16 protein-coding genes, 1 tRNA gene and 2 pseudogenes are annotated in these 20,301 nt (G+C 71.4%); 8 read left to right on the top strand and 11 right to left on the bottom strand.

The window, feature by feature from the left end:
• Positions 1–219 precede the first annotated feature (219 nt).
• Positions 220–606, top strand: a complete 387-nt coding sequence (locus BM536_RS13060; protein ID WP_073493146.1) for a hypothetical protein — start codon at positions 220–222, stop codon at positions 604–606.
• A 211-nt stretch (positions 607–817) separates the two neighbouring features.
• The gene (locus BM536_RS13055) at positions 818–1,687 is read left to right on the top strand and encodes a spermidine synthase (protein WP_094102953.1); all 870 of its coding nucleotides are present in this window, start codon (positions 818–820) and stop codon (positions 1,685–1,687) included.
• Between the two features lie 192 nt (positions 1,688–1,879).
• Here the strand turns inward: BM536_RS13055 and BM536_RS13050 are convergent.
• Positions 1,880–2,436: pseudogene (locus BM536_RS13050) on the bottom strand (hypothetical protein).
• Between the two features lie 122 nt (positions 2,437–2,558).
• On the opposite strand from BM536_RS13050, the gene BM536_RS13045 reads away from it, so the two are divergent.
• The 3 genes from BM536_RS13045 to BM536_RS13035 all read left to right on the top strand — a co-directional run bounded on the left by BM536_RS13045 (position 2,559) and on the right by BM536_RS13035 (position 6,234).
• Positions 2,559–3,275, top strand: a complete 717-nt coding sequence (locus tag BM536_RS13045; protein WP_094102952.1) for a response regulator transcription factor — start codon at positions 2,559–2,561, stop codon at positions 3,273–3,275.
• On the top strand, positions 3,272–4,672 hold the full coding sequence (locus BM536_RS13040) for a sensor histidine kinase (protein WP_094102951.1): 1,401 nt from the start codon (positions 3,272–3,274) through the stop codon (positions 4,670–4,672). The genes BM536_RS13045 and BM536_RS13040 overlap by 4 nt, the downstream gene beginning before the upstream one ends.
• A 110-nt stretch (positions 4,673–4,782) precedes the next feature.
• Positions 4,783–6,234 (top strand): glycoside hydrolase family 18 protein, encoded by a 1,452-nt coding sequence (locus BM536_RS13035; RefSeq protein WP_094102950.1) that lies wholly within the window; start codon positions 4,783–4,785, stop codon positions 6,232–6,234.
• 107 nt (positions 6,235–6,341) lie between these two features.
• Here the strand turns inward: BM536_RS13035 and BM536_RS13030 are convergent, their stop codons facing one another.
• From BM536_RS13030 to BM536_RS13015, 4 genes are all read right to left on the bottom strand, one after another.
• The gene (locus BM536_RS13030; protein WP_073493134.1) at positions 6,342–7,778 is read right to left on the bottom strand and encodes a GH1 family beta-glucosidase; all 1,437 of its coding nucleotides are present in this window, start codon (positions 7,776–7,778) and stop codon (positions 6,342–6,344) included.
• A gap of 728 nt (positions 7,779–8,506) precedes the next feature.
• Positions 8,507–9,409, bottom strand: coding sequence for a carbohydrate ABC transporter permease (locus tag BM536_RS13025; protein ID WP_073493131.1), 903 nt, complete (start codon positions 9,407–9,409; stop codon positions 8,507–8,509).
• A 28-nt stretch (positions 9,410–9,437) separates the two neighbouring features.
• Positions 9,438–10,442 (bottom strand): carbohydrate ABC transporter permease, encoded by a 1,005-nt coding sequence (locus BM536_RS13020; protein WP_094102949.1) that lies wholly within the window; start codon positions 10,440–10,442, stop codon positions 9,438–9,440.
• Positions 10,443–10,447: 5 nt separating this feature from the next.
• Positions 10,448–11,776, bottom strand: coding sequence for an ABC transporter substrate-binding protein (locus BM536_RS13015; protein ID WP_073493129.1), 1,329 nt, complete (start codon positions 11,774–11,776; stop codon positions 10,448–10,450).
• Positions 11,777–12,112: 336 nt separating this feature from the next.
• Here BM536_RS13015 and BM536_RS13010 point away from each other — a divergent pair, with 336 nt between their 5' ends.
• Positions 12,113–13,168 carry a LacI family DNA-binding transcriptional regulator gene (locus tag BM536_RS13010; RefSeq protein ID WP_073493127.1) on the top strand — a complete coding sequence of 352 codons (1,056 nt, stop codon included), beginning with the start codon at positions 12,113–12,115 and terminating at the stop codon, positions 13,166–13,168.
• Between the two features lie 235 nt (positions 13,169–13,403).
• Here BM536_RS13010 and BM536_RS13005 read toward each other — a convergent pair whose 3' ends face one another.
• From BM536_RS13005 to BM536_RS12985, 5 genes and pseudogenes are all read right to left on the bottom strand, one after another.
• Complete coding sequence (locus BM536_RS13005; protein WP_073491971.1) at positions 13,404–13,913, bottom strand: GNAT family N-acetyltransferase; 510 nt, start codon at positions 13,911–13,913, stop codon at positions 13,404–13,406.
• Positions 13,914–13,984: 71 nt separating this feature from the next.
• Positions 13,985–14,057, bottom strand: a tRNA-His gene (locus tag BM536_RS13000).
• Positions 14,058–14,139: 82 nt separating this feature from the next.
• Entirely contained in the window at positions 14,140–14,742 is a 603-nt protein-coding gene (gene orn, locus BM536_RS12995) for an oligoribonuclease (protein WP_073491970.1), read from the bottom strand.
• A gap of 108 nt (positions 14,743–14,850) precedes the next feature.
• Positions 14,851–16,094, bottom strand: a pseudogene (locus tag BM536_RS12990) (helix-turn-helix domain-containing protein).
• Between the two features lie 377 nt (positions 16,095–16,471).
• Positions 16,472–16,801, bottom strand: a complete 330-nt coding sequence (locus BM536_RS12985) for a hypothetical protein (RefSeq protein WP_073491969.1) — start codon at positions 16,799–16,801, stop codon at positions 16,472–16,474.
• A 305-nt stretch (positions 16,802–17,106) separates the two neighbouring features.
• On the opposite strand from BM536_RS12985, the gene BM536_RS12980 reads away from it, so the two are divergent.
• Positions 17,107–17,634: a universal stress protein gene (locus BM536_RS12980; protein ID WP_073491968.1), complete on the top strand. Its 528-nt coding sequence runs from the start codon at positions 17,107–17,109 to the stop codon at positions 17,632–17,634.
• Positions 17,635–17,785: 151 nt separating this feature from the next.
• On the top strand, positions 17,786–18,349 hold the full coding sequence (locus BM536_RS12975) for a GPR1/FUN34/YaaH family transporter (protein ID WP_073491967.1): 564 nt from the start codon (positions 17,786–17,788) through the stop codon (positions 18,347–18,349).
• Positions 18,350–18,449: 100 nt separating this feature from the next.
• Here the strand turns inward: BM536_RS12975 and glmS are convergent, their stop codons facing one another.
• A complete protein-coding gene (gene glmS / locus BM536_RS12970; protein ID WP_073491966.1) occupies positions 18,450–20,267 on the bottom strand; it encodes a glutamine--fructose-6-phosphate transaminase (isomerizing) in 1,818 nt (605 codons plus the stop codon).
• Positions 20,268–20,301 lie beyond the last annotated feature (34 nt).

Below are 20,301 nucleotides of genomic sequence, written 5' to 3'. Positions count from 1 at the left end.
GAGTTGACCGACTCATCGGTGTGATCGCCCTGTTTCCGGCGGGCATGAACGTACCTTCTGTGGTTGGTCCGCCACGCGGTGTTTGGCTACAAACCGGATATGTCATCCACGATCTGCCATGAACTGCCATCCTTCGCGGCGGACTTTCGCGTAGCCGTTGACGGTCCGCCGCGTTGAACCCGGTGGACTTGCACAGTGACCGCGTGAGGGAGGCCGGGAGTGGAGACCAGCCGGAGCGTCGATCCCCTCGTGTCGTCGGGGACGGCATGCGATCTGGTGACCGTGCCGACCCGGCAGGGGCTGGAGGCGGTCGACATCCTGCGCCGCGGAGCCGGCGACGCGGTGGGGCCCGTACTCCACGACTACGGGCACGGCACCCTCGCCTTCCTGGTCCCGCCGGGCACGGCCGCCGCCTGGGACGTCCCGGGCAGCACCTGCACGGAGACCGACGGACGGGGACTGAGACTCGCCCCCGAGCCGCCCGTCGAGGGCTCGGACTGGCTGCTCCCGCCCGGCGAGGCCGACCTCGCGACGGACCCGGCCGTGCTCCAGCGGGCGTTGGGCGAAGCGGCACGGCTCATCAAGGCGGCGGACAGCTGCCGGTAGGCGGTGCGTCCACCGGGCGGCTGCGGTGGTCGGCGCCTCCGACCGAGTGGCCGCGGTGGTCGACGCGTGCCACCGAGCGGCTGCGGTGGTCGGCGCGTGCCACCGTGCGGCTGCGGTGGTCGGCGCGTGCCACCGTGCGGCTCCTGGTCCGCGGGGTGCCGCTGACGGATGCCGGTCGGCGGCACTGCTCGCCCCCTGCGAAAATGCCTCCATGGCAAGGTCCAGGAACTCCCGGCGCGAACGCGACAGCGACGCGACCGTCAGCGAGGCCGTCGGCGGCGGGCTCGCCCAGCTCGTCCCGGACCGCGACCGGGCGAGGGCCTGGACGCTGCTCATCGACGGAGCGCCCCAGTCGCACGTGGACCTCGACGACCCCGGCCACCTCTCCTTCGAGTACCAGCGGCGGCTCGGCCACGTCATCGACCTCGCCGCCCCGGCGGGCAGGCCGCTGCACGTCCTCCACCTCGGCGGCGGTGCCTTCACCCTCGCCCGGTACGTCGCCGCCACCCGCCCCCGCTCCACCCAGCAGATCGTCGAACGCGACGCGAGCCTCGTCCAGCTCGTCCGCCGCGAGCTGCCCCTGGACCCCGGCGCCCGCATCCGGGTGCGGTCCACCGACGCGCGCGAAGGGCTGGGCAAGGTGCCGGACGGGTGGGCCGACCTCGTCATCGCCGATGTGTTCAGCGGGGCCCGCACCCCCGCGCACCTGACCTCCACCGAGTTCCTCGACGAGGTCCGCAGGGCCCTCGGACCCGGCGGCCTCTACGCCGCCAACCTCGCCGACGGCCCGCCGCTCGCGCATCTGCGCGGCCAGATCGCCACCGCCGCCGCCCGCTTCCCCGAACTCGCCCTGGTCGCCGACCCCGCCGTGCTGCGTGGCAAGCGGTTCGGCAACGCCGTCCTGGTCGCCTCCGACCTGCCGCTGCCGACCGCCGAACTGACCCGCAGGGCCGCCTCCGACCCGCACCCCGGCCGCGTCGAGCACGGCAAGGACCTCACCGACTTCACGGGCGGGGCCGCAGCGGTCGTCGACGCCTCGGCGGTGGCATCACCGGCCCCGCCGCCGTCGGTCTTCCGCTAGGGCCTGTCGTTCGGATCACGCCGCGGACGCGGGGCCCGGCACGCGCATCTGCCGCGTTGTCGTCGGTTGCCGACGCTCCGCGTCGACGCGCTCCTCCGCCTCGCAGCTGCACGCACCAGACCCCGCTCACCGCGCTGAACAGCACCGTTGATGTCCTGCGGTCGGATCCGAACGACAGGCCCCAGGGCGCGCTCAGTAGGTGCCGACCTCCACCCGCGGCGGTCCGTCGTGCCAGGTGCAGAACACCGACACGCGGTCCGCGCCCGAGGCGAACTCCACCCGGATCCAGGACTCCGTCTTCCACACCTGCATCGACCAGCCCGCGCCCGGCGTGGCCGAGACGAGCGACGCCGAGGTCTTCCCCAGGTCGAACACCACCCGCCCGCCGTCGGTGTCGTAGCTCTTGACCTGGCCGGACGGTCCGGACGGCCGGAGGGGTCGGCGGGAGCCGTCGCCGCGGAGGGGGACGAGGCCGCCGGGCCGCCGGACTCGCGGCCGTCGGTGGTGCGGGAGGGCGAGGGCGAGGGTGAGGAGGACGGCCGGGGAGGCGTCGACGCGGAGCGGCTGGTGGCCGAGGCCGTCGGTGGCTCCGACCGCTGCGCCTTCGCGTCGCCCGCCGTCAGCGGCAGGGCGCGCGGCGGGTCGTACGCCGTGCCCGCCATGACCGTGTGGACACCCCACCACGACAGCGTGACCGCCGCGCCCGTGGCGAGGGTCCAGGCCAGTACGTGTACGAGTCCTCTGCGCATCGCGGGCCATCCTGCCTCACCCGCCCCACCGGTGTCGCACGGGTGTGCCACCGGTTGTCCACAGAAGCGGAGTTGTCCACAGGCCGGAATCGGCCTGCGCCGCATGGCGTAGGTTGCGGCGCATGGCAAGTGTTCTCGTGGTCGAGGACGACCAGTTCGTCCGCTCGGCGCTCATCCGGCACCTCACCGACGCCTCGCACACCGTGCGCAGCGTCGGTACGGCACTGGAGGCGCTGCGCGAGGTCGCCCATTTCCGCTTCGACGTGGTCATCCTGGACCTCGGACTGCCGGACCTGGACGGCTCCGAGGCCCTCAAGATGCTGCGCGGCATCACCGACGTCCCCGTCATCATCGCCACCGCCCGCGACGACGAGACGGAGATCGTCCGGCTGCTCAACGCGGGCGCGGACGACTATCTGACCAAGCCGTTCTCGGTGGACCACCTCTCCGCGCGCATGGCGGCCGTCCTGCGCCGCTCCCGCTCCGGTGCCGGTGAGGCACCGCCGTCCAGCGTGCTGCGCGTCGGCGGTCTGACCGTCGACCCGCTGCGCCGCCAGGCGGACCTGGACGGCACCCGCCTCGACCTCACTCGCCGCGAGTTCGACCTGCTCGCCTTCCTCGCCGGACGCCCCGGCGTCGTCGTCCCGCGCCGCGAACTGCTCGCCGAGGTCTGGCAGCAGTCCTACGGCGACGACCAGACCATCGACGTCCATCTGTCCTGGCTGCGCCGCAAACTGGGCGAGACGGCGGCCCGCCCGCGCTACCTGCACACCCTGCGCGGCGTCGGCGTGAAGCTGGAGCCGCCCGCCGCGCCGCCCGCCGGGGAGCCGCCGCGATGAGGTGGGCCCTGGTCAAGGTGTGTCTGGCGGTCACCACGATGGTCGTGGTCGCCTTCGCCGTGCCGCTCGGTCTGGTCATCAAGGAGATGGCCCGCGACCGCGCCTTCTCCAACGCCGAGCGGGAGGCCGCCGTCGTGGTCCCCGCGCTGTCCATCACCACCGACCGCGACCAGTTGGAGCGGGTCGTCGCCTCCGCCGGCTCCGACGACGGCATGGCCGTACACATCCCGGCAGGCGGCGACCGGCAGGCCCTCGACCTCGGCCGCCCGCGCGCCACCGCCGCCGACATCGCGGCCGTCCGCGAGCTGGGCCGCGCCTCCACCGCCGAGGTGCCCGGCGGCTCCGCCCTGCTCCAGCCCGTCGCGCTGAGCCTCGGCACCGTCGTCGTCGAGGTGTACGTCCCCGAGTCCGAGGTTAGCAACGGCGTGGGGACGGCCTGGGCAGTGCTCGCCGCGGTCGGTGCCGCACTGGTCGTCGGCTCGGTGGCTGTCGCCGACCGGCTGGGCGTGCGCATGGTGCAGCCCGCCCGGCGGCTGGTCGAGGGGGCGCACGAACTGGGGGAGGGGAAGCTGGGCGCACGCGTACCCGAGGAGGGGCCGAACGAACTGCGGCTGGCGGCGGTCGCGTTCAACTCCATGGCCGACCAGGTCGTCCAACTCCTGGCGAACGAGCGGGAGCTGGCCGCCGATCTCTCCCACCGGCTGCGCACACCACTGACCGTGCTGCGGCTCAACGCGGCCTCGCTCGGGGACTCCCCGGCCGCCGAACAGACCCGCGCCGCGGTCGCCCAGCTGGAGCACGAGGTCGACACCATCATCCGCACCGCCCGCGAGGCCAAGCCGCAGACCGCGGCCGCCGGACCCGGCGCGGGATGCGACGCCGCCGAGGTCGTCCGGGAACGGATGACGTTCTGGTCGGCGCTCGCCGAGGACGAGGGCCGCAAGGTGCGGGTGGCCGGTGCCGACCGGCCGGTGCGCATACCCGTGGTCCGCGCCGACCTGGTCGCCGCCCTGGACGCGCTGCTCGGCAACGTCTTCCGGCACACCCCCGAGGGCACCGCCTTCGCCGTCGACCTGCACAACGGCGAGGACGCCGTGATCGTCCTCGTCTCGGACGCGGGCCCCGGCATACCCGACCCCCAGGCGGCGATGGCCCGCGGCCGGGGTTCCGGGAGCGCCGGGTCGACCGGGCTCGGGCTGGACATCGTGCGCCGGCTCGCGGAGTCGACGGGCGGGGACGTCCGCATCGGCTCGTCCGTGCTGGGCGGCACCGAGGTGCGGATCTGGATCCAGCTCGACGGGCGGGAGCCGGAGCGCAGGGGACACCGGGGCGCGGTGCGAAGGCGTCGGCAGGGCAGACGGGCCGTCACCTTTAACCGGTCCCGATCCCTTCCTTAAGCGCGCCCTAAGATCCGCAACACCCGTCCCTGTCAGGCGGTTTGCCCGATTCGTGACCGCTAGCGTGCTGCCGCACCCCACCCCCGTGAGCAGTGAAGGCAGGGCACGTGATGAGCACCCACCGGCGCACCGTCAGAACCAGGACCAAGCTGATCGGGAGCGTGGTCGCCGCGGCGGCCGTGGGTGGTGGCGCCGTGTTCCTCACCGGCACCGCGCAGGCTGCCGGGATCGGAGCCGCGTACACCAGGACCAGCGACTGGTCGACCGGGTACACCGCGCAGTACGTCGTCACGAACAACAGCGGCGGGGCGAAGACCGACTGGACGCTGGAGTTCGACCTGCCGGCCGGGTCGAAGCTCAGCTCGCTGTGGAACGCCGAGTCCAGCGTCAGCGGACAGCACATCACGGTGAAGCCGCCCGCGTGGGACCGGGACGGCCTGGCCGCCGGTGAGTCCGTCACCGTCGGTTTCGTCGTCGACGGCACCGCGGACCCGGCCGGTTGTCTCATCGACGAGGCCACCTGTGCGGGGGACGGCGGCGCGACTCCCGAACCGAGTGGACGCCCGACCGGGACCGCGCCCCCCTCCCCGACCCCGACGGCCACCGCGACCCCGAGCCGGACGGCCACCGCCTCCCCCTCACCCTCGGGGACCCCCGGCTCCGGCACCCCCACCTCCGCCGCCTTCGCCCCCTACGTCGACACCTCCCTCTTCCCCGCCTTCGACCTCCTCGCCGCCGCGACGGCGACCGGTGTGAAGGACTACAACCTCGCCTTCGTCACCGACGGCGGCGGCTGCACGCCCAAGTGGGGCGGCGTCACCGACCTCGCGAGCGACGCCGTGGCCGCCCAGATAGGCGCCCTGCGCGCCCGGGGCGGCGACGTCCGTGTCTCCTTCGGCGGCGCGGCCGGCTCCGAACTCGGCACCACCTGCGCCTCGGCCGACGCGCTGGCCGCCGCCTACGGAAAGGTCGTGGACGCCTACCGGCTCACCAAGGTCGACTTCGACGTCGAGGGCGGCGCACTGCCGAACACGGCCGCCAACACCCGCCGCGCCCAGGCCATCGCCACGCTCCAGCGGCAGCACCCCGGCCTGGACGTCTCCTTCACCCTCCCCGTCATGCCCGAGGGCCTCACCCAGGACGGCGTGAACCTGCTGGCCGATGCCAAGGCCAACGGCGTCAGGATCACCACCGTCAACATCATGGCCATGGACTACGGCCCCGCCTACAGCGGCGACATGGGCACCTACGCCGAGCAGGCGGCCACCGCCACCCAGGCCCAGATCAAGAGCGTGCTGGCCCTCTCCGACACCGCCGCCTGGAAGACCGTCGCCGTCACCCCGATGATCGGTGTGAACGACGTCGCCTCCGAGATCTTCACGGTCGAGGACGCCACCCAGCTGGCCGCCTTCGCCAAGGCCAGGGGGCTCGGCTGGCTCTCCATGTGGTCCGCGACCCGCGACAAGCAGTGCCCGTCCCCGAAGAACACCGCGGACGCGACGTGCAGCTCCATCACCCAGGCCCCGAACGCGTTCACGAAGGCGTTCGCCGCCGGCCGCTGACCACCGCCTCCCCCCACAGGGCGGGGCGCGGCACGCCCCCACGGCGTGCCGCGCCCCTTCCCCTGTTCCCCCGTTCTCCCGGGATCCCCACCCCGGGGGTCTATCGGTCAGGCGGTTTCCAGCGCCGGGAGGGTTCCCGTGCGGGCCGCCTGGCTGTACCAGAGGGCGCTCGACTTCGGAGTGCGGGCGAGGGTCGCGTAGTCCACGTACACCGCGCCGAACCGCTTCTCGTAGCCGTACGCCCACTCGAAGTTGTCCATCAGCGACCACAGGTAGTAGCCGCGGATGTCCGCGCCCTCCGCGATGGCACGGCGCACGGCCCGGAGGTGGCCGTGCAGGTAGGCGATCCGCTCCGGGTCGTGCACGCGGCCGTCGGAGTCGGGCTTGTCGTCGTAGGCCGCGCCGTTCTCGGTGATGTACAGCGGCAGGCCCGGGGCCTCCTTCGTGTACCGCATGATCAGGTCGTGCAGGCCCGTCGGGTCGATCGTCCAGCCCATCTCGGTGCGCTCGCCCGGCGTCTGGTGGAAGGCGACGTCCTCCGCGCCCGGCCACGGGGAGTGGTCGCTGGCGCCGTGGCCGTCCGCCCGCGGTGCCGTCGGGTCGGCGTCCGCCGCCGAGACCAGGGTGGGCGTGTAGTAGTTGAGGCCCAGCGCGTCCAACGGCTGGTGGATGGCGCGCAGATCGCCGTCGAGGACGTACGACCAGTCGGTGACCTTGGAGGTCGCGGTGAGGAGCGTCTCGGGGTACGCGCCGCGCAGGATCGGACCGTGGAAGACGCCGTTGGCCAGGTCGTCGATCTTGCGGACGGCCGCCAGGTCTCCCGGGGTCTGCGAAAGGGGCCTGACGACCGAGGAGTTGAGGCTGATCGCCACCGAGTTGCGGGTCGGCATCACCGAACGCAGGGCGGTGGTGCCCAGGCCGTGCGCCAGGTTGAGGTGGTGCGCGGCCTTCAGCGACGCCGCCGGGTCGGTGCGGCCGGGGGCGTGCACTCCGGAGCCGTACCCCAGGAAGGCGCTGCACCACGGCTCGTTGAGCGTGATCCACTGCTCCACGCGGTCGCCGAGGGCCTCGCCGACGATCTGCGCGTACTCGGCGAAGCGGTACGCGGTGTCCCGCTCCGGCCAGCCGCCCGCGTCCTCCAGCTCCTGCGGGAGGTCCCAGTGGTAGAGGGTGATGGCAGGCTTGATGCCCTTCGCCAGCAGCTCGTCGACCAGGCGGCGGTAGAAGTCCAGCCCCACCTGGACCGCCGGGCCGCGGCCGGTCGGCTGGACCCGCGACCAGGAGATGGAGAAGCGGTACGCGGTCAGGCCCAGCTCGGCCATCAGCGCGACGTCGTCGCGGTAGCGGTGGTAGTGGTCGACAGCGATGTCACCCGTTTCGCCACCGGCGGTCTTGCCGGGCGTATGGCTGAAGGTGTCCCAGATGGAGGGCGTGCGGCCGTCCTCCCGCACCGCCCCCTCGATCTGGTACGCGGATGTCGCCGCACCCCAGAGGAAGGCGGGAGGAAAGGTCACAGGGTTGGCCGTCTGTGCGGACTCAGGCATGGAAGCGCTCCCATGAGTGGTCGTCGAGGTCGTCGAGACCGACGAAGGATGGGGAAGAGGTACGGAGGGGGCCGGGGCGGCGGTGACCCGGCCCCCGTCGGACGCGGCATCGGCGGGGGTGTCACCCCCGCACGGACACTGGGCCGGACGGGGTTGTCAGCCCTGCGCGGACGCTGGGCCGGCGGGGTATCGGTCCCACGGATCCTGGACCTGCGGATTCTCAGCCCTGCACGGAGGTGGTGACCGGCGGGGTGTGGGTCCCGCACGGAGGTGGGAACTGGCGGGGGTGTGGGTCCCGCGGCGGACGTCGGAATGGCGGAAGTGTCAGTCCCGCCCGGACCTGCGACCGGCGAGGGTCGCAACCCCGCCCGGGCGTCGGCCCCGCGAGGGTCTCAGCCCGCTGCGGACCCTGGACCCGGCGGAGGCGTAACCCCACCCGGAGGCGGCCACCGACGGAGCTGTCGCCCCCGCGCGATCACAGTCACCGGCGAGGGCGTCCACCCCGCCCGGGGCGCGACCCTCACACGGCCCACCGGCCCCTCCGGACCGTCGGAGGTCACTGGCGTTGCCTGGCCCACCGGTCTCGAGGAGGCCGGCAACGCCGTCAGGCCCACCAGCCCCACCGGACCGTCGGAGGTCACCCGCACTGCCTGGCCCACCGGAATCAGCGAGCGCACCGGACCGTGCAAGGCCGACACTCCCGCCCACCACCCCCGCCGAGCGCCCCATCAGCCCTTCACCGCGCCCTGCATGATGCCGCCCACGATCTGCTTGCCGAAGATCGCGAAGACCAGGAGCAGCGGCAGTGTGCCCAGCAGGGCGCCCGCCATGATCAGGGACTGGTCGGGGGTGTACCCGCGGCCGAGGCCCGCGACCGCGACCTGCACGGTCGGGTTTCCGGTCTGGCTCAGCACCAGGAAGGGCCACAGGAAGTCGTTCCAGGTCTGCACGAACATCAGCATGCCGAGCACCGCCATCGCGGGGCGCGCCGCGGGGAACACCACGTGCCACACCACGCGCCAACTGCTGGCGCCGTCCACCCGGGCCGCCTCGATGATCTCGTCCGGCAGCGCCTGGATCAGGTACTGCCGCATGAAGAACACACCGAACGCGCTGACCAGCGACGGCAGGATCACCGCCTGGAGCTGGTCGGTCCACTCCAGCTTGGCGACCATCATGTACAGCGGGATCACGCTGAGCTGCGGCGGCACCATCATCGTGCCGATCACGATCAGCATCATCGCGCCCCGGCCCCGGAACTTCAGCTTGGCGAAGGCGAACCCGGCGATCGTGGACAGGAACACGACGGTCGCCGCCGAGGTGCCCGCCACGATCGTGGTGTTGAAGAACGCCTCGCCGAGGTTGGCGTCGTTCCAGGCGATGTCCAGGTTGTCCAGAAGGTTCCCGCCGAACCAGAACGGCGGCGGTGTCTGCGCCAGCCGGTTGTTGTCGCGGGAGGCGGCGATCGCCGTCCACACCAGCGGGAACAGCGAGCCGATGGTGAACAGGGCCAGGATCACGTACGCGATCGGCCCCGCGTGCATCTGCCCGCCGGCCCGCGCCGATTTGGGCCGCCGCATACGGCCGGGCTTCTTCACAGTCGTATCCGGCGGAGATGAGGGCGGTGTCATGGAAGTCGTCGTCGTCACGGCCGTACTCCTAACTACTGGCGCGCAGCCGGCGCGAGATGACGTAGTTGACGATGCCGACCACGATCAGGATCAGGAACATGGTCCAGGCGATCGCGGAGGCACGGCCCAGGTGCTGGTTGACCCAGCCCTGCTCGTACAGGTACAGACCCAGGGTCTGGAACTGGTGCTCGGAACCGCCCGACGCCCCCTTGTTGGCGTCGAACAGCAGCGGCTCGCCGAACACCTGGGTCGCGCCGATCGTCGAGACGACGACGGTGAACAGGATGGTCGGGCGCAGCGACGGCAGCGTCACGTGGATGAACTGCTTCCAGCGGCTCGCGCCGTCCAGCGCCGCCGACTCGTACAGGTCCTGCGGGATCGCCTGCATCGCCGCCAGGTAGATCAGCGCGTTGTAGCCGGTCCAGCGCCAGATGACGATCGTGGACACCGCGATCTGCGAGGGCCACTTGTCGCTCTGCCAGTCGATCGGACCGATCCCGACGAAGTCCAGCGCCCAGTTGATCATGCCGTAGTCGCGCCCGAACAGCAGCACGAAGACGAGCGAGGCGGCCGCGATGGACGTCGCGTACGGGGCGAGCATCGCGACCCGGTAGAAGGTCGAGGCGCGCAGCTTGTAGTTGAGGATGTGGGCGAGGCCCATCGCCATCAGCAGCTGCGGCACCGTCGAGATGATGCCGATCGTCAGCGTGTTCTTCGCCGCGTTCCAGAAGAAGTCGTCGTCGAAGATCCGCGTGTAGTTGCGCAGTCCGACCCAGTGCATGTCGGTGGGTGCGGTCATCTCCACCTGGTGCAGCGAGGCCCAGCCGGTGTAGATCAGCGGGAAGAGGCCGAACGCCAGGAACAGCAGGAAGAACGGTGAGACGAAGGCGTACGGGCTCCAGCGCATGTCCCGCTGCCAGCGGCGGGAGAGCCGGGCCCGACGCCGTTCCGCCCCCGTGGGGCCGGCGGGCGGTCGGCCCGGGGCCGCGCCCCCCTCCTTGGCGGGGGGCGCGGCGGTGTCGTGGGTGGCCATACGGGTCACTTGTCCAGGTTGTTGTCGATGGTCTTGGTCGCCGTCTTCCAGGCCTCCTCAGGCGACTTGCCCTTCGTCACCAGGATCACGCCGTTGTCGGTCAGACCCTGCTGGATGATCTGGTCCTTCGGGCCGATCACCTGGACCGGCGCGGCCTTCGCGGCCTCGGCGAAGATGGTGCCGATGTTGAGGTCACCGGTCATCTCGTTCTTGGCGCCGGTCACCTCGGGCATGGTGTACGCGCTCGGCGTGCTCGGGAAGGAGCCCTGCACCTTGAACAGCTTGGCCTGCTGCTCGGGCGCGGTCAGCCAGGCGACCAGCTTCTCGGCTTCCTTCACGTTCTTGCCGCTGGAGGGCACGGCCAGGAAGGAGCCGCCCCAGTTGCCGGACTTCGGGGCGACCGCGACGGCCCACTTGCCGAGGGACTCCGGCTTCGACTTGCCCTTGAGGGTGCCGAGCATCCACGGCGGGCAGGCCACCGTCGCGAACTTGCTGTTCGCGATCGTGGTGTCCCAGGCCGGCTGGAACTGCGTCTGCGCCTGCACGAGGCCCTGCTCGGCGGCCTTCGCGGTCAGGTCGAAAGCCGCCTTGACGGCCGGGTTCGACTTGTAGATGACCTCGCCGGAGGAGTCGTAGAACTTCTCCTTCTCACTGCTGAGAACGGCGTTCAGCAGGCCGCCGGGGGAGTCCATGAAGAAGGTGCCCTTGGGAGCCTTCTTCTTGTACTGCTCGCCGACCGAGATGAACTTGTTCCAGTCGCCCGCCCACAGCTTGCCGACCTCCGCCGGGTCGGTCGGCAGACCGGCCTGCTGGAAGAGGTCCGTGCGGTAGCAGAGAGCCATCGGGCCGACGTCGGTGCCGAGACCGACGGTCTTGCTGTCCTTGGTCGTGGCCTGTGACCACTTCCAGTCCAGCCAGTTGCCCTTCTCCACGCCCGAGACCTTGGACAGGTCCTGGAGCTTCGCGCCCTGGGTGGCGACGACCTCGGCGATGTTGGCGACCTCGACGGCCTGGACGTCCTGGAGACCGCTGTTGGTGGTCAGGTGGTTGACGAGCGCGGGGTAGTAGTTCTCGTTGCGCTCGATCACGTTCTCAGCGATCTTGATGTTCGGGTTCAGCTTCTCGTACTCGGCGTAGAGACCGGCCTCCTTGAAGCCCATCGTGCCGAAGAGCCCCATGGTGATCGTGGTCTTGCCCTTGCCACCGCCGGACGACGAACCGTCGGAGGCCTTGTCGCCGCCGTCGTCGGCACAGCCGGCCAGCAGTCCTGTGCCCATCGTGGCGACAGTCGCCAGGACTACCACCCGACGGGAGGTTCGGGTACGTGCTCGCATTACGTCCTCCTGTTGCCCTGACGTGCCGACCCCCCGGCCAACTGCGTTGTTGGGCCCGTTAGTTTCCAGCTGCGGCTCGGGCGGGGAACGTGCGGGTTGTGTATGTGTCAGGTACCGTGGAGCGCTCCCACAGGTGATGTGTTGAAGAGTCGTCGGTTCCGGCGAGGGTGTCAAGGGTGGGGGCGCGGAGAGATGCGTTCAGTTATCCGGCTGTTAGCTAACTCGCCGCGACGGTGCTTTTCGGCCGGGGGCGGCCACCCCTGGAGCAGTGGGGCGAGCGGTCAGGACTGTTAGATTCCAGGCCAGTGCGACGATGACGGCGGGAAGGCGGGGCCCATGGCAAGCCACGGTACGCGGGGACGGAGCGGTGGCCGGCCGACCCTCGAAGAGGTGGCGGCACGCGCCGGCGTCGGCCGGGGCACGGTCTCCCGCGTGATCAACGGTTCGCCCCGGGTCAGCGACGCCACCCGCGCCGCCGTCGAGGCCGCGGTCGCCGAGCTGGGCTACGTCCCCAACACCGCCGCCCGCGCCCTCGCCGCCAACCGCACGAACGCGATCGCCCTCGTGGTGCCCGAGCCGGAGACCCGCTTCTTCGCCGAACCGTACTTCTCCGACATCCTGCGCGGAGTGGGCGCGGAACTCGCCGACACCGAGATGCAGCTGCTGCTGATCTTCGCGGGCAGCGACCGGGAGCGTCAGCGCCTCGCCCAGTACCTGGCCGCCCACCGCGTGGACGGCGTCCTCCTGGTCTCCGTGCACGCCGACGACCCGCTGCCCGACCTCATCGCCCAGCTGGAGATCCCGGCCGTGATCAGCGGCCCCCGCTCCGCCGCGGAGACGCTCCCGTCCGTCGACTCCGACAACTACGGCGGCGCCCGCTCGGCCGTCGAGCACCTGCTGGCCCGCGGCTGCCGGCACATCGCCCACATCACCGGCCGCCTCGACGTGTACGGCGCCCAGCGGCGCGTCGACGGCTACCGCGACGCCCTGCTCGCCGCGGGCCACGAGGTGGACGAACTCCTCATCGTGCAGGGTGACTTCACCGAGGAGGGCGGCCAGCGGGCGATGCGCGAGCTGCTGGCCCGCAGCCCCGCCCTCGACGCGGTGTTCGCCGGCTCCGACGTCATGGCGGCCGGCGCCCGCCAGACCCTGCGCGACGCGGGCCGCCGTATCCCGGACGACGTGGCGCTGGTCGGCTACGACGACTCGGCGATAGCCCGCCACATGGACCCGCCGCTGACCAGCGTGCGCCAGCCCATCGAGGAGATGGGGCGCCGCATGCTCGACCTGCTTCTCACGGAGATCGCGGACAGCCGCCCGGCGGTGTCACGGGGCCTGGAGCGACGCCAGGTGGTCCTGGCCACGGAACTGATGACGCGGGCGTCCGCCTGAGGCCTGTCGTTCGGATCAGGTCGCAGGGGAGGTCGACAGCGCTGTTCAGTGCCGGTGAGCGGGGTCTGCTGCGTGCGGCCGCGAGGCGGAGGAGGGCGTCGACGCGGAGCGTCGGCAACCGACGACGACACGGCGGATGCGCGTGCCGGACCCCGCGTCTGCGGCGTGATCCGAACGACAGGCCATAGGGCGTGCCAGGCACCGCCCGGCGGACGGGAATTGCGCGACGCGCCCTTCAGGTCGCTGGCGCCAGCCGCCACCGCATCTCGCCGTCCTGTTCCTCCCCGGTCGGCGCGAGCCCGACCGCGGCGGCCACCGCGGCCGAGGCGTGGTGCTCGGGGTGGATGTGCGCGACGACCGTACGGACGCCCTGCTCGCGCAGCCCGTCGACGAGTGTCCGGGCGGCCTCCGTGGCGAGGCCCCGCCCCTGCCACGGCGTCCCCACCACCCAGGCGATCTCCGCGAGACGGCCCTCCCCGGTGACGGTGGCCTGGACGGTACCCACGAGACGGCCGCTCTCCCGCAGCCTCAGCACCCAGTTCCACCAGGTCGCGGCCGGGTCGGGAGAGCCGGCGACGAGCCGCTCGTAGCGGGCGCGCAAAGCCTCCGGCGTGCTGGGGGAGCCGCCGACGAAGGTGTGCAGGGCCGGGTCGGAGAGGACGCCGGCCATCTCCCGCGCCTGGTCCGCGCGGAGGGGGACGAGGTCGAGCCGGTCCGAGACGAGGAGCTGGGGCTGGGGCTGCATGGTCGGCGCACTCCCGGGAGGAAACGAATCAGCCGGTGACCTTTCGAGAAGGTCACCGGCTGATTACTCAGGGTGAGTGACGGGACTTGAACCCGCGGCATCCTGGACCACAACCAGGTGCTCTACCAGCTGAGCTACACCCACCATGCCCGGCAGTCGACTTTGTGGTCTCCCTACCGGCCGAGAAAAAGTGTACAGGGTCCGAAGGGGTGCTCGCGCACGCCTTTTATCCGGCGGGCAGGACGTGCTTCGCGGCGATCGTCCTGGCGGTGTCGGAGTCCGGTCCGGGCTGCGGTACGAAGACGGCCTCGCGGTAGTAGCGCAGCTCCGCGATGGACTCGCGGATGTCGGCGAGGGCGCGGTGGTTGCCGTTCTTCTCCGGGCTGTTGAAGTACGCCCGCGGGTACCAGCGCCGGGCCAGCTCCTTGATGGAGGACACGTCGACGATCCGGTAGTGGAGGTAGCTCTCCAGCGTCGGCATGTCCCGGACCAGGAAGCCGCGGTCGGTGCCGACGGAGTTCCCGCACAGCGGGGCCTTGCCGGGTTCCTTCACGTGCTCGCGGATGTAGGCGAGGACCCGCTCCTCGGCGTCGGCGAGGGTCGTGCCGCCCGCCAGCTCGTCGAGCAGCCCGGACGCGGTGTGCATCTGACGCACCACCTCCGGCATCGTCTCCAGGGCCGCGTCCGGCGGCCGTACGACGATGTCCACACCCTCGCCGAGGATGTTCAGCTCGGAGTCGGTGACGAGGGCGGCAACCTCGATGAGCGCGTCGTCGGACAGCGAGAGGCCGGTCATCTCGCAGTCGATCCACACCATGCGATCGTTCATGCGACCACCCTAAGGGTGACGTGCCCCGATCCGTTCCCCCGCGTAGTGGGGGACGGGAACGGGAAGGGGCGGCGGTGGTCTGAGGAACCGCCCACCGCCGCCCACTCCTCACATCCCGCTGCGCTGCCCCGGCAGCCCGCCCCGGGACCCGGCGTACGCGTCCACCGGGCTCGTGGGCGCCGAGGCGGAGCCGACCGCCCCCGCTCCCGCGGTCCGCCTGATCTGCGGTGGCACCCCCGCGGCTTCGGAGTGCAGGGCGGGGGACACCCCGCCCGCACCCCCCGCGGCGACGGCGGGAGCCGCCTCACTCTCCGCCGGAGGCACCCGTTCGCTCTGCGGCCGCCGTGCCCGGTAGGCCGCCCGGTAGGCGGCCGGTGAAGACCCGAGCTGTCGCCGGAAGTGCCCGCGCAGCGCGACGGGCGAGCGGAACCCGCACCGTCCCGCGACCTCGTCGACGGAGTAGTCCGACGTCTCCAGCAGCCGCTGCGCCTGAAGCACCCGCTGGGTGATCAGCCATTGCAGCGGCGCGCTGCCGGTCAGTGACCGGAAGCGACGGTCGAACGTCCGCCGGCTCATGTACGCGCGGGCGGCCAGCGTCTCCACGTCGAACTGTTCGTGGAGGTGTTCCAGCGCCCAGGCGACGACCTCCGCGAGGGGGTCGGCGCCGATCTCCTCCGGTAAAGACCGGTCGAGGTAGCGCTCCTGGCCGCCTGTCCGGCGCGGCGGGACCACGAGCCGGCGGGCCAGTGCGCCGGCCGCCTCGTTTCCGTGGTCCGTCCGCACGATGTGGAGACAGAGATCGATTCCGGCCGCTGTCCCCGCCGACGTCAGCACATCGCCGTCGTCGACGAACAGCTCGCGCGGATCGACGTGCACCGACGGATAGCGCTTGGCCAGCGTCGGTGCGTACATCCAGTGTGTCGTCGCGGGCCGCCGTCCAGCAGACCTGCGGCGGCCAGCACGAACGCGCCGGTGCACAGGCCCACGATGCGGGCGCCCTCTTCGTGCGCCCGACGCAGTGCGTCGAGCGCGTCCGCCGGTGGCGGGGAGGTGATCGAGCGCCAGGCCGGCACGACGACCGTGCCTGCCCTCGATATCGCCTCCAGGCCGTGTGGCGCGGTGAGTTCCAGGCCCCCTGTGGTCCGCAGCGGGCCGTCCTCGCCCGCGCTCACCAGCAGTCGGTAGCGCGGCACGCCGGCGTCCTGGCGGTCAATCCCGAACACCGACAGTGGAATGGAACTCTCGAAGATGGGGCCGCCGCTGAACAGCAGCACCGCGACGATCTCCTTGCGGCGTCGCCCGGAAAGTTTCCGGGCCGCGGCTTCCGGCGCGGCAGTGGAGTCGTGGCTCATCCTGCTAAGCCCCCCTCGGTGGTCGCGGCTCCTCGGTTGTGTCGCTCCTGCACGTTTCCCCTCGGTCCTGCACGAGTCCCCCGCCGTAGACAGTCAAGATCGAATCTACTGTGTCGCGAGATGCCGGAGTGGCCAGTTCGTCACCCGGCACATTGTCGACATGGCAACTTGGCGTGAAGCATTCGATCACGAAGCGTTGCACTCGTGGGCCGTGCGGGGAAGTGCGCCTCGGCGCAGTGGCCAATCCACGTAGGGTGCGCAGCCCCCCTGAGGGCCTTTCCGTGCAGGTCGAACGGGGGGAGGGGGGTGGTTGCGGCAAGGGATGTGCGGTATCCGGAAGTTGGCTGAAAAGATGCGGGCATGTGCGTGAAAACCGGTCAACCGACCGGTGACCTTCGGTCATTGTGACGACCACCACGGTGCGAGCCCGTCCCGGTGCGGTGGCGGCCTCCCCGGTGCGGCGCGTGCGACGGGTGCTCCTCGTCGAGGAGCCGGGGCGCGCACCGCTCGGAGCGGCGCAGCAGTAGCCGGCAGACGGCGGTGACGGCGGCCAGGCCGACGGCGGTGCCGGCGGTTCCGGCCAGCGAGGTGCCGTACCAGAGGAGAACCACCGGGACGAGGACACAGCTGAAGGCCGCCCAGCGGATCAGGTCCGTCGTCCTGTCGTCGCCTGCGTGAGCCTCGGGGGTCGGGCGGGATGAGGGCATGGGGCGGGCTCCTCCCTGGGGGGTGGTTCGGGGGGTTCAACGCCTGTTCGACCGGTCGGTCACTCATCGGATGCCCGGCGGGTAGGTGAATCCTGTGCGAACCGCCTGTACGGGGCAGCAACCATTGCGTTACGGGCGGCCCCTCGTGCATGCTCCCTGAAACCCCCACGGACCGTGGGCGGGACTGGGCCCTGGAGGCGTGGCGCCGTACCCTTGAGGGTATGGGGTTGGGAAGATGATTCCCGGACACGCTCCGCCGCTCACGCTCGTCCCACCCGTATAAGGATCGACACGCCGAGACAGCCATGGCCGGTCACGAATTCTTCGAACCAGCGGACCGCAAGCGGCCGGTCGCCGATCACACGGCGGCCGACCCCCTGGCGGCGGAAGAGGCACGCCCCTCCTGTGATCCCGCTTTCCAGCACGGCGTCGTCGTCGGCTTCGACGGATCGACGTCCAGCGAGCGGGCCCTGGCGTACGCCGTCGGCATGGCGCACCGCTCCCGCGCGGGCCTGATCATCGTCCATGTCGCCAACCGGCTGCCCACCACGGTGTGGGCGGGCTGCGAGCCGCCGGTCTTCGTGGACGTGCCGGACCACCGCACCGAGGTGCTCGGTCTGGAGCTGGCCTGCGCCGAGTACCTGGCCGAGGTGCCCTGGATCCTGGTCGAGCGCGGCGGCGACATCTGCCATGAACTCGAAGAGGTGGGGCGGGAGTACGCGGCGGACGCGATCGTGGTCGGTTCGACGCACGGCCTCGTCGGGCGGATCTTCGGGTCGGTCGCGGGGCGGCTCGCCAAGCGGGCGAAGCGGCCCGTCGTCGTCATTCCCTAACTCGCCCCCGGCCCAGGTGGGATGAGCCCTGGGCGACTCCAACTCCCTTGTGCGGCGCGGGAAACTACTCGCGCGTAGAGGTGGTTCGTGCCCTTGTGAAGGGCATAACCCGTGCATCGCACCAGCGCGCACGCATGAAGGGAGCCCCGCCGTGGACAACGACGTCTCTGCGGGAAGCGGCACCACTGTCGTCGGTCGACTCGCCCTCGGTGTCACCCTGTTGGCCGTCGGCCTCGGGTTCACCGGCCTCATCGACGGCGTCACGGCGGCCGACGCCGTGCCGATCGCCCGGTACGTGGGCGGAGTCGCCCTCTTCCTCGTCGGCCTGGTGGCCTTCCGCGACCGCGACACCGTCTCGGGTACGGCCTTCTCGGCGGTCGGCGCCCTCTGGTTCACCTGGGCCGTCTCGGCCGGCGCCCAGGTCTCCGCGAACGCCGCCGGCCTGTTCCTGCTGCTCTTCGCCCTGGTCGCGCTGACCCTCACGGTGACCGCCGCCGACCAGCTCGCCAGGGGCACCTACGGGCTGTTCCTCGTCTCCCTGGTCCTGCTCGCCGTGGCGGACTTCGCCGGGAACGACGGTCTCGCCGAGGCCGGCGGCTGGTTCGCCGTCGCGGCGGGAGCGGTCGCCTGGTACGCCGCGACGGCCGCCCTCGCGCACTGGCCCACGGCGATTCCACGACGGGCTGCCCGCCCCGGGGTGACGGCCACGGGCTGATTCGGCAGCCGGCGCCGGGGGATTGGGCATCCCCGGCGCACAGAGCGGACCCCCCGGTGGATGGTGGCATCGCCGGGGGGTCCGTTGTGTCGGGGGGCGGCTACTCGACCGTCACCGACTTCGCCAGGTTCCTCGGCTTGTCGATGTCGCGGCCGAGGGACTTGGCCGTGTAGTAGGCGAGCAGCTGCAGGGGGATGCCCATGAGGATGGGGTCGAGTTCGTCCTCGTTCTTGGGGACGATGATCGTCTGGTCGGCCTTCTCCTGGTCCTGGTGGGCCACCGCGAGGATCCGGCCGCTGCGGGCCTTGATCTCCTCCAGGGCGGCGCGGTTCTTCTCCAGCAGGTCGTCGTCGGGGACGATCGCGACCGTCGGCAGGGCGGGCTCGATCAGGGCGAGCGGGCCGTGCTTCAGCTCGGAGGCCGGGTAGGCCTCGGCGTGGATGTAGGAGACCTCCTTGAGCTTCAGGGAGGCCTCACGCGCGACGGGGTAGCCCCGGACGCGGCCGATGAAGAGCATGGAGCGGGCCTCGGCGAACTGCTCGGCCAGCTTCTTGATCTCCTCCTCGCCCTTCATGATCTCGGCGATCTGGGCGGGCAGCCGGCGCAGACCCTCGATGATCCGCTTGCCGTCGCGCACCGACAGGTCACGGGTGCGGCCCAGGTGCAGCGCGAGCAGCGCGAAGGCGACCGTGGTGTTGGTGAAGCACTTGGTGGAGACGACGCACACCTCGGGGCCGGCGTGCACGTAGATGCCGCCGTCGGCCTCGCGGGCGATGGCCGAGCCGACCACGTTGACGACGCCGAGGACCCGCGCGCCCTTGCGCTTCAGCTCCTGGACGGCGGCCAGCACGTCGTACGTCTCACCGGACTGGGAGACGGCGATGTACAGGGTGTCGGGGTCGACGACCGCGTTGCGGTAGCGGAACTCGGAGGCGGGCTCGGCGTCCGCGGGGATGCGGGCCAGCTCCTCGATCATCTGGGCGCCGATCATGCCCGCGTGGTACGAGGTGCCACAGCCGAGGATCTTCACACGGCGGATCTGGCGCGCCTCGCGGGCGTCCAGGTTGAGGCCGCCGAGGTGCACGGTGGAGAAGCGGTCGTCGATGCGGCCGCGCAGCACGCGGTCCACGGCGTCGGCCTGCTCGTGGATCTCCTTGTGCATGTAGGTGTCGTGGCCGCCCATGTCGTAGGAGGCGGCCTCCCACTCCACGGTGGTGGGCTCGGCCGTGGTGCGGGTGCCCTCGGTGGTGTAGGTGCGGAAGTCGTCGGCCTTGAGGGTGGCCATCTCGCCGTCGTCGAGGGTGACGATCTGGCGGGTGTGGGTGACCAGGGCGGCGATGTCCGAGGCGACGAACATCTCCTTCTCGCCGATGCCGAGGACGACCGGGGAGCCGTTGCGGGCGACGACGATCCGGTCGTTGAAGTCGGCGTGCATGACGGCGATGCCGTAGGTGCCCTCGATGACGCGGAGCGCCTCGCGGACCTTGTCCTCGAGCTTCTCGGCCTGGGAGCGGGCGACGAGGTGGACGAGGACCTCGGTGTCGGTCTCGGAGAGGAACTCGACGCCGTCCGCCTCCAGCTTGCGGCGCAGGTCGGAGGCGTTGTCGATGATGCCGTTGTGCACGACGGCGACCTTGAGGTCGGCCGACATGTGCGGGTGGGCGTTCACGTCGGAGGGGGCACCGTGGGTGGCCCAGCGGGTGTGGGCGATCCCGGTGGTGCCCTTGAAGCGGGCCGGGACCTTGGCCTCCAGGTCGCGGACGCGACCCTTGGCCTTGACCATCCGCAGGCCGGCCGCCTTCGGGGAGGTGACGACGATGCCCGCGGAGTCGTAGCCGCGGTACTCCAGGCGCTGGAGGCCCTCCAGGAGCAGGGGCGCGACGTCACGCTTCCCGATGTATCCGACGATTCCGCACATGTGTAGGCAATCCCTCTGTAGTTCTCGGCTGGTC

Source organism: Streptomyces phaeoluteigriseus, assembly GCF_001896135.2.
GTDB lineage: Bacteria > Actinomycetota > Actinomycetes > Streptomycetales > Streptomycetaceae > Streptomyces > Streptomyces phaeoluteigriseus.
Note: the sequence above shows the minus strand (reverse complement) of the source record. Positions and strands in the feature narration are given on the sequence as shown.

Excerpts from the sequence above, each read along its gene's own strand:
- BM536_RS12980 (WP_073491968.1), top strand. The coding sequence starts at position 17,107 with ATGGCCGGTCACGAATTCTTCGAACCAGCGGACCGCAAGCGGCCGGTC.
- BM536_RS13035 (WP_094102950.1), top strand. The coding sequence starts at position 4,783 with ATGAGCACCCACCGGCGCACCGTCAGAACCAGGACCAAGCTGATCGGG.
- BM536_RS13055 (WP_094102953.1), top strand. The coding sequence starts at position 818 with ATGGCAAGGTCCAGGAACTCCCGGCGCGAACGCGACAGCGACGCGACC.
- BM536_RS13045 (WP_094102952.1), top strand. The coding sequence starts at position 2,559 with ATGGCAAGTGTTCTCGTGGTCGAGGACGACCAGTTCGTCCGCTCGGCG.
- BM536_RS13010 (WP_073493127.1), top strand. The coding sequence starts at position 12,113 with ATGGCAAGCCACGGTACGCGGGGACGGAGCGGTGGCCGGCCGACCCTC.
- glmS (WP_073491966.1), bottom strand. The coding sequence starts at position 20,267 with ATGTGCGGAATCGTCGGATACATCGGGAAGCGTGACGTCGCGCCCCTG.
- BM536_RS13025 (WP_073493131.1), bottom strand. The coding sequence starts at position 9,409 with ATGACACCGCCCTCATCTCCGCCGGATACGACTGTGAAGAAGCCCGGC.
- BM536_RS13030 (WP_073493134.1), bottom strand. The coding sequence starts at position 7,778 with ATGCCTGAGTCCGCACAGACGGCCAACCCTGTGACCTTTCCTCCCGCC.
- BM536_RS13005 (WP_073491971.1), bottom strand. The coding sequence starts at position 13,913 with ATGCAGCCCCAGCCCCAGCTCCTCGTCTCGGACCGGCTCGACCTCGTC.
- orn (WP_073491970.1), bottom strand. The coding sequence starts at position 14,742 with ATGAACGATCGCATGGTGTGGATCGACTGCGAGATGACCGGCCTCTCG.
- BM536_RS13020 (WP_094102949.1), bottom strand. The coding sequence starts at position 10,442 with ATGGCCACCCACGACACCGCCGCGCCCCCCGCCAAGGAGGGGGGCGCG.
- BM536_RS12985 (WP_073491969.1), bottom strand. The coding sequence starts at position 16,801 with ATGCCCTCATCCCGCCCGACCCCCGAGGCTCACGCAGGCGACGACAGG.
- BM536_RS13015 (WP_073493129.1), bottom strand. The coding sequence starts at position 11,776 with ATGCGAGCACGTACCCGAACCTCCCGTCGGGTGGTAGTCCTGGCGACT.
- BM536_RS13040 (WP_094102951.1), top strand. The coding sequence starts at position 3,272 with ATGAGGTGGGCCCTGGTCAAGGTGTGTCTGGCGGTCACCACGATGGTC.